This window comes from Proteus sp. fly-1008 (assembly GCF_040140305.1).
GTDB classification, from domain to species: domain Bacteria; phylum Pseudomonadota; class Gammaproteobacteria; order Enterobacterales; family Enterobacteriaceae; genus Proteus; species Proteus vulgaris_B.
Genome location: NZ_JBEEWH010000002.1, coordinates 197,361 through 212,493, shown reverse-complemented (window position 1 = coordinate 212,493; position 15,133 = coordinate 197,361). Strand labels below are relative to the sequence as shown.

Here is a 15,133-nt window from a genome sequence, read left to right as displayed (position 1 = left end):
CGAGGGTTTTATATTAATCAGTCATTTTTTAATTTACTGCTTTATTATAAATAGTGCTGACTTTATTTTTATTTGGATCACCTGTGCCGTCCCATTGAACTGTTTGTTGATATTCTTTGGTTACTCCATTGATCGTGATATTTGTGATTAATGTCGCTGAGCCTGAATCAGGATCACCTGCTAGAGGTTGAAAACAATCTTCTTTCATCGCTAATGAAGGAAACGTATTATTGAAAGAATTATTTTGAGTTGAAGTATTATACACGTATTCATCATGATAATCGACTTCACTACGACTTGCATCACCTTGAATATTAATGAGTTTATGAGAAACTGCTATAGGGTATAATAATTTCTCAGAATATAACCCTAATGAGGTAACAGGAGAAGCCATAACATGTGTCATTGTATCTGTTGGTAATGTTCGGCACGAACTGGTTTGTGTGCCATTATTACTTGTTTCAATAAATAAGATTTTTCCAGCTAATGTAAAATCCATATATTTAGGAGAGATTGCTTTAACATTTAAAGGGTAGAAAGTAGGGTATTCTTTATTGTTGTCAGCAAGATCAAATACAATAACTTTGATTTTAAGATCAGTGCTTTGTAATGAATTTTTTTCCATCGTTAATCGCGTTGTGACTGTATTCCCCGAAGCGATTGCGTTTGCTGGATATTCAAATATTTTGCTAGTTTTTTTGTTACCGTCCCATAATTCAAAGTTAACTGCATATTCCATTCCGGATGTTTTAGGCGGTATCCAAGAAAAAGTTAACGCATCATCCTCATAAACCGGTGTCCAACTTATTGGTGTATTGGTATTTGGAATAATTTGAGCTTTATTATTATTATCCACTCTTCGTGAGACATAATTAATTGTGACATGAGGCACCTTTCTTACATTAACAAAATAATACCCTTCTGATTCATAGAAATAGTCATTTTCTTTTGATGTTAATGTAATCTCTGTGCTACCTGAGCTGACTTTAATAATGGTTCCATCTTCTTTTATCGAAACAATACTAGGATCTTTTGCTGACCAAACACCTTGCGCCTCTTTAGGTAAAGGGGATATGGGTTGTTGAACCTTAATATTGGTATCATTTTCATATAATATCATGTTTTTTGATGCAAATTGAATGGACAGTGTTCCTTTATCTTGTTGATAGTCAACGGTCACGGTATCTGCTAAAAATTGTTCGGTGGCATCACTGTTTATATGTATTTTTGTTTTACCGGGCTTGACTTCCGTAATAGTACCTTGTGTATCAATAGTCATTACGTGTTGGTCATCACTTACATAATTTAAAGGAATATTTTTTGCATCAGCATTGTCAAAAGTAACGCTAACATTATATGTTACCCCATCATTCCATGTTGATTGTATAGAGAGTGGGGACGTTAGTTTTAGATTTGGTTTCGCTTTTTCAATCACCAAAGGATAGCTGCTTTGAGATGGTTGATATTGGTCATTACCCGCCGTTTGTAACGTAATAATCGCGGTTCCTGCTTTTTTCATCGATACTTCACCGTTAAGAGCATCAATTGAGGCTACTGAAGGATCAGAACTAGACCACATCACATTAATGTTATTTGGAATACCTGTATAACCTAATGCGTTAATGGGTGCAGAAGCATAGGTTTCTTGCTGAATAGGCTTATCAAAAATAATCTCAGGTTTAGGAATAGTCACTTTAATGGTGATAGGTTTGGCAAGCGTTATCCCCTCTGAATTTGCCGTTAATACGATATCTGTTTTGACATTCGACGTGAGGTTGGTTTGATATTCTCCATTTCCCACGGGTTTTAACGGATTATCGCTAAAGTGAGGTGTGCCGCTGGTGGCGGTAATCGACACTTTTTTACCCTCAATGGCGTTATCATACTTATCTATTAATTTAACAGAGAGTAAGGCGCTATCTTTGTCATTTCCACCAATAGATTGACGGCTACTGCTAAAGGTTGATTTATTGGCGTCAATATCAGCTGGTGTGACAACTACATCATGAATAGGTTTATGATTATTTAAATCAAGGTAAGCACTCATTTTTAATGTGCCTGCAACATGACTTGTGACTTTCGTTCTTGCGACACCTTTTGCATCGGTGTAGGTACTAAAGTCATAATCATCCGCCAAGCCTTGTAATTTCCACGAGACGATAACGTTCGGCAATATATTGTCATTGGCATCGACAATGGTGGCTTGGTAATTAACGCCTTTGTCACCGGCAATTATGGTTGTTCTATCAACATCAACAGCTTTAACTTGCCATGTTGCTGGATCGGCGCGCAGTTGTAAGGTTTTTTGCTTCTTAAATTCGACTCCATTCACTTTAACAGTGAGTTGTGTGGTGCCTGATTGAGTCCCTGTGACGGTGATTTCATAATGACCAGGGGACACCTGTTTTGCTGTGCTAAATTGCAAGGTTGGGTTAGCTGAAATACCTTCAACAGTTTGATCTGGCAGAATATTGCCTCCTTTATCACGAACCGTTAATGAAAGTACCGCACTATCTTTACCATTAGCAATAATACTTGAAGGCAATAAACCAATTTCTGAGCGATTTTCGTCAACATCATCGGCGATAAAATTAACATCATCTGCAGGATAAGTACCCGTGCTTAATACAACACTGACTTTGGCAATACCAGCGGGATCTCGGGTTAATTTAGCTTGTGTTACACCTTTACTATCAGTAAAAGTGAGCGGTGTAGCTAATAAACTGTCTTTGTTTGTTGTCCATGTGACAGGCATACCCGCAATAATAGGGTTGTCATTGGCATCAATTAAGTAAGCATCATAGGTGATGGTATCTCCTGCATGAGGTGTTCTATCACTGATCACAAATTTGCTGACTTTTGCCGTTTGTCCATTAGGTAAGACAGTTAATGGTGCGGTTTGCGTTAAAGTGACTGCGTTGACTTCGGCACTGATGACCGTCTGTCCTGCTTTTATCGCGCCAATTTGTGCTTGATAAATACCTTTATCCGTTTCAGTAAAAGGAGAGATTGTAAACGTGAGATCCGTACTGTAACGAGCATTAATTTTACTTGCTAATCCTTTGAGTAAATTCCCATTTTTATCTTTTAATGTGAGTGTCAATGTGGCTTTTGTTACTGTGGAAACAATGCTATCAGGGGTGAGCGATAACTGAGATTGATCCGCAGAAATAACATCAGTATTAAAGGTAATAATATGGTCTGCATCTAAAGATTGCTGACTGTCTAACAGTGCACTGACTTGTGTTACACCCGCTTGTGTACTGGAAATGGTGGTTTCGGCAATACCTTGCGCATTAGTTTTGCTGAGAGGGGAAGAGAATGTGCCTAATGGACTTATCCAACCGACAGCAACATTTGCCATGCTTGGATTCCCTTGCTTATCAACTATTTCTGCGCGAAGTGTAACTTTATCATGACCGTTAGCAATGACTTCATAAGGCTTGATAACTGTGACACTTTTAATCACGGCATTTTGGGTATCAGCAACAAAACCTAATGGTTGAGTTAAGGTAAATTTGGTATTGCTTTGCTGATATTGCGCACTGATGGTGCTTATTCCTTCTTGTTTACCACTGATATTGAGTTGATAAATTCCTTTGGCAATTTCTTTGATAGAACTAAATTGAATGGTGTTGTTATCCCCAGTTAATAACAGTGTTTTTGCTTGCTGAGGCACAGGGTTATCAAATTTATCTTTTAACGTAATAGTGGCAGTAGAAACCGATTTACCATCCGCAATAATCGATTGTGGATTGAGTATCATGCTGCTGTGTGCACTGGCAGCATTACCCGGTGTGAAGATAACATCTAATGACGCTTGTTGTTTATTTAACAGCGTTGCGGTGAGTGTTGTTGGTAGTGCTTGTGTTCCTTTTAATTCGATATTAACGTCGCCGTTATTATCAGTTTTAACTAAGTTTTTGCTTAATGTATTGTGTGTTGCCTGCCAAAAAACAGGGTGCTGCATTAATGGATTATGATGTGAATCCACAACATGAGCTGTAAATGTCAGGGTGTCGCTATCATCAGCAATTGCACTGATTTTACCATTCAGTGGAGTAATGGTGACAGTTGCACTGTTATGATCAGCAACGGCCATTAAGGTAACTTGTGCTGTTTTACCATTTGCCAATTTGGCGTTAATGGTGGTTAAACCAGCTTGATTTGTCGTGATACGTGTTTGAGTTTGTCCTTGTTTATCAGTTCGTGTCTGAGGTGCACTAAATACTACACCTTGAGAGCCTTGCCATTGCACTGACATATCCGATAACGGGTTGCCTAAATTGTCGGTAATAACCGCTGTGAGTAATGCACTGTCTTTGGTATCGGCAGTAATTTGGTTTTTATCAATCGTTAATGAAGCAAAAAGAGCTTGTTGAATATCAGCAGTAAAATGAATAGGTGCAGCATCAACAGTATCGTTGCTAATGCTGGCGGTCACTATTACATCTAACTCTTTGGTGCTGGTGATTTGCGTCGTCGCTATCCCTTGATCGTCAGTAACAGACATATCATCAATTTTTACGCTATTAGGATCTCCATCAGTTGACCAAATAATTTTTGCGTTGATTAATGGGTTGTTATTATTATCTTTTACCACAGCGGTGTAGGTTACTGGGGTTTTACCATCAGCAATATAAGGTGGCGCAGATGCGGTGATAGACGTGATTTTTCCATTTGACATATCCGCAATAAATTGTGTTTTTTCTTGGCTAACCACGTTATTAACTTCAGCACTAACGGTCACAATTCCTGATATTTTGCTGGTCATTGTGGTAGAGGCAAGACCTTGTTTATCAGTCGTTAATGTGGTTTGTTTTAGTTGCGCTTTATTGTCAGCAGTTAATTGAATTGTGATATCTGGAACGGGGTTTTTATTGGCATCAAGGACTTTAAATGCCAACGTTTTTTCATCACTATTATTGGCAAAGGAGCGATAAGGCGTGATGGTGAAAGTCTCTAATTTTGCCGTATGAACATCAGCAATGAAATTAACTTTCGCCGCATAAGCAATATCTTTCACTGTGACTTCAATGTTTGTTTGACCTTGCAGTGTATTGGTAATAGGAACAATAATTTTACCCTGTGCGTCAGTCTCACCTTGTTGCATTATCGTTGCACCATTATCAGCACTAAAGCTAACGGGATAATGAGGAATTGGATTATGGTTAAGATCAGTGACTATCGCTTGGATTTTATTTTGACTTTTACCATCAGCAGGGGCGTTATCTTTAACAACTGTTAACTCACCCTTGGCAATATGCGCAGTAATATCATCAGCAATAAAAACAACCTTTGCCGAATTAAAGGTATCATCTCTAAATTTCGGCGTTAATGTGACCGTTTCAGGTGAACTTCCTGCCGTGATAGTAAGCTGATATTTCCCTGCATCAAGACGAGTAAACGCGGAAATTCGGCTGGTGCTTATTGCGTTATCCGAGCTACTGTTTAGTGATAATTCTTTAAGATTAATATCAACGGGTAATTTATCGTTATCCAGTACGGTTAACAGTAATGATTGCGTGGAGTGCCCATCAGCAGCTAATTGGCTTATTTTAGGCGTAAATTGGCTATTTTGCGTATTAATTGCCGATTGAGAAACTATAATTTTGCTTTGTACAGGATCAGAGCGATTACCTTGTTCATCAATAGCAATTGCACTGATGGTATAGCTATTTTGTTGCTCAGTACCAGTGACATGGCGAGGTAAAATAACTGAATAATTAAAGCCACCGTTATGATTAATTTTACCGCCATTGGTGATTAAGCGACTTGCAGACCATTCAATATTTTTCACGGGATATTTAGCGTGAACATAAACATTGAGATCTTTTTCTTCATTGGCATAACCCGAAAGTGAAGGTGCCATGGAGAGGAAAACCAGCGTTTTCTTTTTATACTCCAAAACAATATCGTTATTTCTATCGACAAAATCATAGCGGCTACCCGACATTAAACGCATTGCTCGCACATTATCAGGATTAAGCTGTGATGAGATTGATTCACCAAGGTGATATTGTAAGCTAATATCTAAGCGATTATCGCCATTGTCGTTTAAACCAAAGCGACGCTCTGCACCAAAAGTGAGCAAAGGAACGGGGGTATAAGTGAGTCCAGCAGTATAAGCGTGAGGATTTTCTTGACGATTATCTTTGCCAAACAAACCCACTTCTTTGCCGTAATACTGTTCAAAAATAAGTTTTGCACCTAATTGTGGATATGCTGGCAAATAGCCTTCTGTTCTGATATCCCAACCATTAGCTGGGCGTTCGTTATAATCCATGACATCATCAGAAGTGCGCCAATTGGATAAACGATGGTAGTGGTTCATGCTGAGTTTAAAATAATCTCGCCAAACTTCAGCACCAACACCAAATCGGCTGTGATAGCGGCTGAGGTCGTAGTCATAAAACGCATTAAGTCCCACCATAAATTTATCGGTAAAATGACGATAACCAATTCCTTGGTTGAATTGGCTACGTGAGTCTTTACGGTGATAACTTGTTTGAGTAAAAACTAAATTTTTCTCTTGATCGTAAATGGGAATTAATAAATCGGCCGAGCTATTTTCTAACGTAAAATCTTTATCTGTGGATAATGATACTCGAGCATGACCAAATTGATTTAACCATTGTTCTATTTGTTGATTGGCTTTACTTGATACTCGGCTAATTGCATATTGTGTTGCATCAGTCTCTTTATTTAATAAAGATGAGTTATCAACAATAATTTGAGCGAGTTCTTGTCCGTCTGTTGAAGGAATAGGATTATCTTGATTGTTATTATTTAACCATTTTTTTGTCAATAAAGATTTACTAGGGATATTCAGTGTAATACCTGTTTTTATCTTTAAATTACCAACTAAAGAGACATAATCAGGATTTATTTCAATTAACTCAAATAGCTTTATATTAAACTGCTTTGCAATAGACTCAGGGGTATCACCTTCTTTAACTTGATACGTATTTTCTTTATTAATGAGTTGATTTTCTTGTATATTCCCATCCGCAAAAACATTGACAGGTATTGTTGCTGAAATAGGAAAAGCTAACTGAATTATAATATTAAACCAAGCAACTTTCTTTGTAATGGAGGAAAGTTGCGGTGTTAGCTCACTTTTAAATTTTGTCATTTTTAAACTCACCGTTACAAATAATGATGAGATTCTCGTATTTATATATCTTTTTTATATCAGAAAGTGAACTTGAATTAATTAATTTCTAAAGATATAAAAAAATGCATTCAGAAAAATAAAAATATATCGTCAAAAAAAGGAAGAATAGAGGATGAGCGAATTGAATAAGAAAAAAGTCAATAGGAAATAACACTATTGACTTTTAACGTGTGAATTAATATTAGATATCAACAAAAACATCAGGATCAGGTCCTAAACGTTTTTTCTGCTCAAGTGTTGTTATTTCCGCAACTTCCTCTTTTTCTAATTTAAAATCAAAAATGTGAAAGTTTTCTTCAATACGAGAAGGGGTGACAGATTTTGGAATAACCACTAGTCCACTATCTAAATGCCAACGTAACACAATTTGAGCGGGTGTTTTATGGTATTTTTCAGCCAGTTTTTGAATAATTGGTTGATCAAATACGCCCTCGCCGCCTTGGGCTAATGGGCTCCAGGATTCAGTCACAATATTGTGAGTCGTATTCCATGCTCTTAATGGTGCTTGTTGCATTAATGGATGAATTTCAATTTGATTAATAACAGGAGTAACGCCCGTTTCAGTAATGATACGTTCGAGGTGCTCTTCTTTGAAATTACAGACACCGATACTTTTGACCAAACCTTCTTTTTGCAAGATGATCATTTGCTTCCACGTTTCAACATAAAGTTCACGTGATGGTGCTGGCCAATGTATTAAATAGAGGTCAATATAATCAAGTTGTAAACGCTGAAGACTTTCTAAGACAGCACCACGAGCATGGGTTTGATCGTTGTTCCATAATTTGGTTGTGATAAAGAGTTCATCACGAGGAACCGTCGTCTGTTTTAGCGCTTTACCTACACCTTCTTCATTGTGATAAATTGCCGCGGTATCAAAAAGACGATAGCCTGTATCAAGAGCGTGGTGAATAGCTTTAACCACTTGATGGTTATCTGCTTGCCAAACGCCAAGCCCTAATTGAGGTATTGCGTTGCCATCAGATAATTTGATTAGTTTAGGTTTATTCATTTATATCTCCAAAGTCGTATTAAAGTCCTTAGAGTGCCGCTGTATAAATACGTTGGCTGACTTCTAACGTGATATCTTGGTGCTCGCCCAGCGCTGTTTGTCCATGCTCTTCCAATTTTCGCACTAATGCGGGAATATCTTCTTCATTGATTTTGAAATCAGCCAGTCGAGTTCTAAGACCCATTAATTCAAAGAATTTTCGAGTTTCGTTAATCGCAGTTTCAATTTTAAAAGCGTCAGAACCTTGGTTTATACCCCAGACTTTTTGTGCATATTGGATTAACTTTTCATATTTAGCCTGTCGTTTTTCATTTAATAGGGCAGGTAAAACGATGGCGAGAGTTTGTGCATGATCAAGCCCGTGTAAAGCTGTGAGTTCGTGACCTAATGCATGCGTAGCCCAATCTTGAGGAACACCAACACCAAGGATGCCATTAAGGGCTTGTGATGCTGTCCACATAATATTAGCACGGATATCATAGTCTGTAGGTGATGTCAGCGCTTTTGGTCCTTGATCAATTAAAATACGTAAAAGGCCCTCTGCATATTCATCTTGTACACGAGCATTCACAGGATAAGTGAGATATTGCTCTAATATATGAATAAAAGCGTCTACAACCCCATTAGCCGTTTGTCTTGGGGGTAAAGAATAGGTAGTTGTAGGATCTAAAATGGCACAATGAGGGTAGACATAAGGACTGGAAAAGCTTTGTTTATCCATGGTCTGTTTTTTACTGATAACTGAAAAACTGTTTGTTTCTGTACCAGTTGCCGGAAGCGTTAATACGCAACTTAAAGGTAGGGCTTTTTCAACGACTTTACCGCGACTGGTAACAATTTCCCATGGCTCGCCTTGATAGGGAACAGCAGCTGCAATAAATTTTGTCCCATCAATAACCGACCCGCCCCCTACGGCTAATAAATGCGTGATACCGTGATATCTTGCATAAGAGACGGCTTTCATCAATGTTTCATAAGAAGGGTTGGGTTCAATACCACCGAATTCATGAATTTGATGGCCGGGAAGTGCAGTATAAATTTGGTCTAATACACCATTACGTTTAATACTACCCCCACCATAGGTCAGTAATATCCTTTCATTTTTTCCGATTTCAGAACGTAATTTTTCGATTTGACCTTGACCAAAATGAAGGCGAGTAGGGGAGTAATAAGTAAAGTTTTGCATGTTGTTTCCACCTTAAATTGATGTTCTGTGGGATGACAATAAATCAGGAAAAATTTATTTATTGTATCTAGACGAAATAGCATGACATAACTATAACTGTAAGGTTGTAGAATTAAGAGGTGAATTATCTGCCTTAATGACTACAACGTCCTATCGTGTTGTAATTTATAAGGAGTTATATGGAAAGTCATTATTTAACATTAAACCAAGAACATTGGGATAAACAAGCTGCAATGGAAAATCAGTGGTCTAAGCCTGTAAGCGATGAAGAAATTATCGCTGCAAAGCAAGGCGACTGGAAAGTTCATTTAACGCCTAACCCAGTTAAGAGTGAGTGGCTAGCTGATATTAAAGGTAAAAAAATACTCTGTTTAGCGTCTGCGGGTGGGCAACAAGCGCCTATTTTAGCCGCGGCTGGTGGTATTGTGACAGTATTTGATTTATCAGAAGGGCAATTAAGTAAAGATAGCCAATTGGCGCAAAAGCATCAGTTAGATTTGGTGGCAGTACAAGGAGATATGGCAGATCTAACAGCATTTGCTGATGAAAGTTTTGATATTATTTTTCATCCTATTTCCAATTTATATGTACCAGATGTAAATCCTGTTTGGCAAGAGTGCTACCGTGTTTTGAAGAATGGCGGTGTATTGATGGCGAGTTTCTATAATCCCGTTGTATTTGTTGATGATAGAGATCCGCAATTACGTTCTCAGGGATTAATGAGACCCACTTACCGCTTACCGTATAGTGATCAAGATTCATTGCCTTCAGACATTCTGCAAGAAAAAGTGGCCAAAGGTGATGGGCTTGTATTTGGTCATTCTTTAACGGATCTTATTGGTGGACAATTAGCGGCGGGTTTTCTATTACAAGATTTTATTGAAGATTTTGCCCCTCATGCGCGTTTTCTTGTTGATAGCTATATTCCTACATTCCTTGCTTCAAAAGCGATTAAGCTTTAAAGAGAAATAGAGTAAAAAGACCATGATTGTAATTAATATAAATGGATTTTTAGTCAGATATTAATAGATTAGGAGATAAAACAATGAACAACTGAACTTTTGAAGTATTAGATGATTAAAAACGCCATTATAATGTTTAAAATAATGGCGTTTTTTTGAATTACTTATTACTGGGGCTATTTTTACGATGGCGAATATACATTACGATAGAGCCAATTAAACCTGCGCTTAAGAGCAATACAGGCAGTGTCATCAAAATATTCATCACTAATGTTTCATGCTTTTGAATAAAGGGAATTAAATTCAATACATAACCTAGTGACACAATAATACCCACCCACAAAAAGCCACTTAACCAGTTAAATATTTGAAAGCGACGTTGTTGTAATTCGGATAAGCCTGCTAACGTTGGTAATAATGTTCGTACAAAACCGATAAAGCGACCAATTAATAGTGCATACAAACCTTGGCGATGGAAAAGATCATTTGCCTTATGGTGATATTGCTCAGGTAATTGAGCCATCCAACGTTTAACTATTTTTGTATCACTTAACCAGCGACCTTGTAAAAAACCAAGCCAACTCCCAATACTGGCGGCAGTACCTAATACAATGATTGTCGGAAAGAAGTGTAAAACATCTTTTGCAATTAAGGCACCGCAAAGAATAAGCAGTGTATCTCCTGGTAAAAATGCTGCGGGTAACACCCCATTTTCCAGCATAATAATAACAAAAAGAACAATATAGATAACCCATAACACATTAGGATTAGCCAACACCATATAATCGTGTTGCATTAATGCGTGAATTATCTCTTTTAATGTACCCATTAGCGAACTCGCATTAAAAAGAACTTTATGTTCGCTATTCTAACGCAAAATAAAGATAACAGTTTGATTTAATCCCTGTGGAACCACAGGGATAGATTTTTTTTATAAAAATTTAATGATTAATTAAGAAATACGTAAAAATGCGTGTTCAAGATCTTCAATTAAATCATCTACATTCTCTAATCCAATATGAACACGGAATAATGTGCCAGTAAATGTAGGTTGTGTTTCATATTGGCGCATTGCTTTAATGTCATTAGGTTGATAACCCAAAATTAAAGATTCAAATCCTCCCCATGAGAAAGCCATTTTAAATAATGAAAAGTTATCTAAAAAAATCTCAAATTCTTCTGGCGAGAGGTTTTTTTTCAAACTAAAAGAGAATAATCCGTTACTGCCTGTGAAATCACGTTGGAAATATTCATGTCCTGGGCAAGAGGCTAGCGCAGGGTGATAAACGTTATCAACTAATGGATGCTGTTTTAGCCAACGAGCAACTTCCAATGCGCTTTGCTCATGTTGCTTCATTCTTACTGGTAATGTTCTTAATCCTCTTGCTGCCATATAAGCAGTATCAGGATCAACACATTGTCCTAATAGATAGGTATTTTCTCGTAACTGTTTCCAACAGCGTTCATTCGCTACAGCAAAACCTAACATGCCATCAGAGTGGCCATTAATATACTTTGTGGCAGATTGGATTGAAATATCGACACCAAAAGTCAGTGGTTTAAGTAGCAATCCTGCCGCCCAAGTGTTATCAATCATAATAATGATTTCAGGATTATATTGGCGAACTGAGCTGATTATTCCTTGTAGATCTTGAATTTCCATCGTGATTGAACCGGGGGATTCAAGAAAAATAATTTTTGTTTCAGGTCGCAGTAGTTGACTGATATTTCTACCTATTAATGGATCAAAATAGGTTGTTGCGACTGAAAACTTACGTAAGATCTGATCACAAAAGTTTTGCGTTGGATCATAAGCTGATCCTGTCACAAGAATATGAGAGCCTTGTTCAACAAAGGCGAGTATAGACTGCGTAATAGCTGCCGCACCTGAAGGAAAAAGTGCACAACCTGCACCGTTTTCTAATTCAGTTAAGGCTTCTTGTAAGGCAAAATGGGTGGTTGTACCTCGACGGCCATAAAAAAGTGTACCCTCCGCGCGTTTTTTGGTTGCATCACGTTTTTGTGCAACTGAATCAAAAATAACAGATGAAGTGCGTTGTATAATAGGGTTTACTGCGCCGTGAGAATATTTTTTAGCTCGACCAGAAAGGAGGAGTGAGGTTTCTTGTTTTTTTAGCGTCATCCTTAATACCTTCTTTTAATTGATGGTGTGTTTACTCCACGTTAATTCATTTTTTGGATAAGTACAAAAGACGATCGATGTAGTTGATAAAATTTCACGTTACGTGAAATAACGATAATTTGTCTTAAAAATCGACAAATGAAAAAAAAATAGCCAAATAGTAATGATAATTACTATCAAAATGCTTCATGTTTGATATCATTTGAGCGTTTTCTCTTTCCTGATGGCAAACAGGATGATTGTAAGCGAACGATTTTGGGTAAGTAGTGACGGAAAACGTCATTGCTGAATAAATAAATAGATAAAAAGAGAGTAAAAGGCCAACTGATGCGTAATTTGACAGCTTCTATTCTATTGGCAATCGGTCTGACAGGCTCTGCTTTTGCGGATACGACTCCTGCCACACCAACTGAACAGCCAACTACTGCTGCCGTTTCTTCAACAGCTTCTACACAGGGAACTGCTACAACTACAACACCAACAACAGACTCATCTGCGAATACCAGCAATGAGGCTAAAGTACCGGGTTCTGAACCTGCTAAGCCTGAGGGTGAAAATACTTTACCTGCAACGGTTGAAAATGCAGAAAACACGGTAAATACTCCGTCAGCGACAGAAAATTCATCACCAGCAGTAGAGCCAGAAATGGTTGCTGGTGGTGGGTTTGCAGAAGATTTATCCGTAATGGGCATGTATCGTAATGCCGATTTAGTCGTTAAAAGTGTCATGATTGGCTTACTGTTAGCTTCTATTGTGACGTGGGCGTTATTTTTCGCCAAAGGAAGCTACTTACTCTCATTACGTCGTCGATTAAGAAATGAAACAGCGCAATTAGTTGATGCTAAATCACTCAATGATGCTTTAACCATTAGCAAAAAATTTGGTAATAAGAGCGCGACTGCTGATTTCTTTAATGATGCTGAATTAGAGCGTACATACTCTCAAGAAAGTAAAGTGGCATCAGGCATTAAAGAACGCGTTGAAATGCGTATGGAACGTCGCGTTGCTGCCATTGTTCGTGAATTAGGCCGTGGTAATGGCTACTTAGCGACTATCGGTGCAATTTCTCCATTTATCGGTCTTTTTGGTACGGTTTGGGGAATTATGAACAGTTTTATTGGTATTGCACACTCTCAAACGACTAACTTAGCAGTTGTTGCTCCAGGAATTGCAGAAGCTTTATTAGCTACCGCGATTGGTCTGATTGCCGCCATCCCAGCAGTTATTATTTATAATATTTTTGCTCGTATGATCGCAGGTTATCGTGGTGAAATTGGTGATATTGCAACAGGTGTGGTGACATTAGTTAGCCGTGACTTAGATATCGAAAACAGCAAAGCAAGGTAATGAATTATGGCAATGCGTCTTGGTGATGATTCAGGTGATGATAATGAATTACATGATATCAATGTGACGCCTTTTATTGATGTCATGTTGGTTCTGCTCATTATCTTTATGGTAGCCGCGCCTTTAGCTACCGTTGATATAAAAGTAAATTTACCCGCTTCAAGTGCAAAACCACAGCCACGTCCTGAAAAGCCTGTCTATTTGACTATTAAGTCTGATAAGCAAATTTTCATTGGTGAAGAGATGGTCACGCATGAAACGATGGCTAATGTGTTAGATACGATGACACAAGCAAATAAAGAGACCACTATCTTTTTTCAAGCAGATAAAAGCGTTGATTATGAAACGTTAATGGCTGCCATGGATTCGTTAAGAAAGGCAGGGTATCTCAAAGTTGGATTAGTAGGGATGGAAACAGTCTCTACAGGTGGATAAAGTTTAGAAATACGTCATCCAACTAAGTATTATTACGCTATTTTAAAAGCACTTTATTTATCGTTGTAAAATGATGAATAAGGTGCTTTTTTATTGTACAAAAAATTATACTTATATTTTTTATTGTTTTTAGTTATTAATGAGACAATTAATAAAATTGAGTTAGAATAAAATTTAGCTTTAGTGTTGAATAATATTAATAATAGATAGATTAATTTTAAGAATAAATAGTTAATTAAGTTACTTGGTAATAACGAGCTGAATCAATTAATGCTAAGTAGATATTATTATTTCAACTTACCTTACATTAATATTCATTAACTCTTCATTTTTTTTCACTTTTTGATTTGTTGATATTTTCTTTTTTAAGTTAAATCTCCTTATAACCATATGATTAGTAATGTTTTTGTGTGAATTTGATTTAAGTGTAAAAATACTTGCGTAAAAAATCTTATTGGATATAATGCATCCACGTTACAAATTGAAACATTCTGTTACGTACAAGAACGCCTAATTTGTTTATTATCTAAGTTATCCGTATTTGGATGCTTATTTTTTTATTGCACCAGGTAGACCGTTGTTTTCAGTCATTCCAATTTCTGATAAGTAGATTTTATTTACTTATTCAAACCACTTCTTATTTTTGATAAGCGGTGAGTAAAATAAAACGTGAAAGGCAGAGAACTACACATAGCATTTTATTATTTTAATAAATTTAAAGGCCATAACATTTCGGTGTTATGGCTTTTTATTTTGTTGACTGATTCTATTTTTATCATTATTTTTGTCGTTCCTGTCGTTCCTGTCGTTCCTGTCGTTCCTGTCGTTCCTGTCGTTCCTGTCGTTCCTGTCGTTCCTGTCGTTCCTGTCG

Annotated in this window: 8 protein-coding genes; 3 read left to right on the top strand and 5 right to left on the bottom strand. The window is 37.2% G+C overall.

What is annotated here, in order from left to right; genetic code table 11:
• Positions 1–28: 28 nt before the first annotated feature.
• The 3 genes from ABN256_RS05515 to ABN256_RS05505 all read right to left on the bottom strand — a co-directional run bounded on the left by ABN256_RS05515 (position 29) and on the right by ABN256_RS05505 (position 9,375).
• Positions 29–7,135, bottom strand: coding sequence for an Ig-like domain-containing protein (locus ABN256_RS05515; RefSeq protein WP_349439248.1), 7,107 nt, complete (start codon positions 7,133–7,135; stop codon positions 29–31).
• Positions 7,136–7,358: 223 nt separating this feature from the next.
• Entirely contained in the window at positions 7,359–8,189 is an 831-nt protein-coding gene (gene dkgA / locus ABN256_RS05510; protein ID WP_196553514.1) for a 2,5-didehydrogluconate reductase DkgA, read from the bottom strand.
• A 28-nt stretch (positions 8,190–8,217) separates the two neighbouring features.
• Complete coding sequence (locus ABN256_RS05505) at positions 8,218–9,375, bottom strand: iron-containing alcohol dehydrogenase (RefSeq protein WP_196553515.1); 1,158 nt, start codon at positions 9,373–9,375, stop codon at positions 8,218–8,220.
• 179 nt (positions 9,376–9,554) lie between these two features.
• Here ABN256_RS05505 and ABN256_RS05500 point away from each other — a divergent pair, with 179 nt between their 5' ends.
• Complete coding sequence (locus ABN256_RS05500) at positions 9,555–10,337, top strand: class I SAM-dependent methyltransferase (RefSeq protein WP_196553516.1); 783 nt, start codon at positions 9,555–9,557, stop codon at positions 10,335–10,337.
• Between the two features lie 160 nt (positions 10,338–10,497).
• On the opposite strand, the gene ABN256_RS05495 is transcribed toward ABN256_RS05500, so the two are convergent.
• Positions 10,498–11,166, bottom strand: coding sequence for a DedA family protein (locus tag ABN256_RS05495; RefSeq protein ID WP_196553517.1), 669 nt, complete (start codon positions 11,164–11,166; stop codon positions 10,498–10,500).
• 123 nt (positions 11,167–11,289) lie between these two features.
• The gene (gene metC, locus ABN256_RS05490) at positions 11,290–12,480 is read right to left on the bottom strand and encodes a cystathionine beta-lyase (RefSeq protein ID WP_349439247.1); all 1,191 of its coding nucleotides are present in this window, start codon (positions 12,478–12,480) and stop codon (positions 11,290–11,292) included.
• A 327-nt stretch (positions 12,481–12,807) separates the two neighbouring features.
• Between metC and exbB the strand changes: the two genes are divergently transcribed.
• Both exbB and exbD read left to right on the top strand, forming a co-directional pair.
• Positions 12,808–13,827, top strand: coding sequence for a tonB-system energizer ExbB (gene exbB / locus ABN256_RS05485; protein WP_196553519.1), 1,020 nt, complete (start codon positions 12,808–12,810; stop codon positions 13,825–13,827).
• A gap of 6 nt (positions 13,828–13,833) precedes the next feature.
• Positions 13,834–14,262: a TonB system transport protein ExbD gene (exbD, locus tag ABN256_RS05480; RefSeq protein WP_072069444.1), complete on the top strand. Its 429-nt coding sequence runs from the start codon at positions 13,834–13,836 to the stop codon at positions 14,260–14,262.
• Positions 14,263–15,133: the final 871 nt, after the last annotated feature.

What these genes read in the sequence shown, in the direction of transcription:
- ABN256_RS05515 (WP_349439248.1), bottom strand. Translation starts at nt 7,135, where the DNA reads ATGACAAAATTTAAAAGTGAGCTAACACCGCAACTTTCCTCCATTACA.
- dkgA (WP_196553514.1), bottom strand. Translation starts at nt 8,189, where the DNA reads ATGAATAAACCTAAACTAATCAAATTATCTGATGGCAACGCAATACCT.
- ABN256_RS05505 (WP_196553515.1), bottom strand. Translation starts at nt 9,375, where the DNA reads ATGCAAAACTTTACTTATTACTCCCCTACTCGCCTTCATTTTGGTCAA.
- ABN256_RS05500 (WP_196553516.1), top strand. Translation starts at nt 9,555, where the DNA reads ATGGAAAGTCATTATTTAACATTAAACCAAGAACATTGGGATAAACAA.
- ABN256_RS05495 (WP_196553517.1), bottom strand. Translation starts at nt 11,166, where the DNA reads ATGGGTACATTAAAAGAGATAATTCACGCATTAATGCAACACGATTAT.
- metC (WP_349439247.1), bottom strand. Translation starts at nt 12,480, where the DNA reads ATGACGCTAAAAAAACAAGAAACCTCACTCCTCCTTTCTGGTCGAGCT.
- exbB (WP_196553519.1), top strand. Translation starts at nt 12,808, where the DNA reads ATGCGTAATTTGACAGCTTCTATTCTATTGGCAATCGGTCTGACAGGC.
- exbD (WP_072069444.1), top strand. Translation starts at nt 13,834, where the DNA reads ATGGCAATGCGTCTTGGTGATGATTCAGGTGATGATAATGAATTACAT.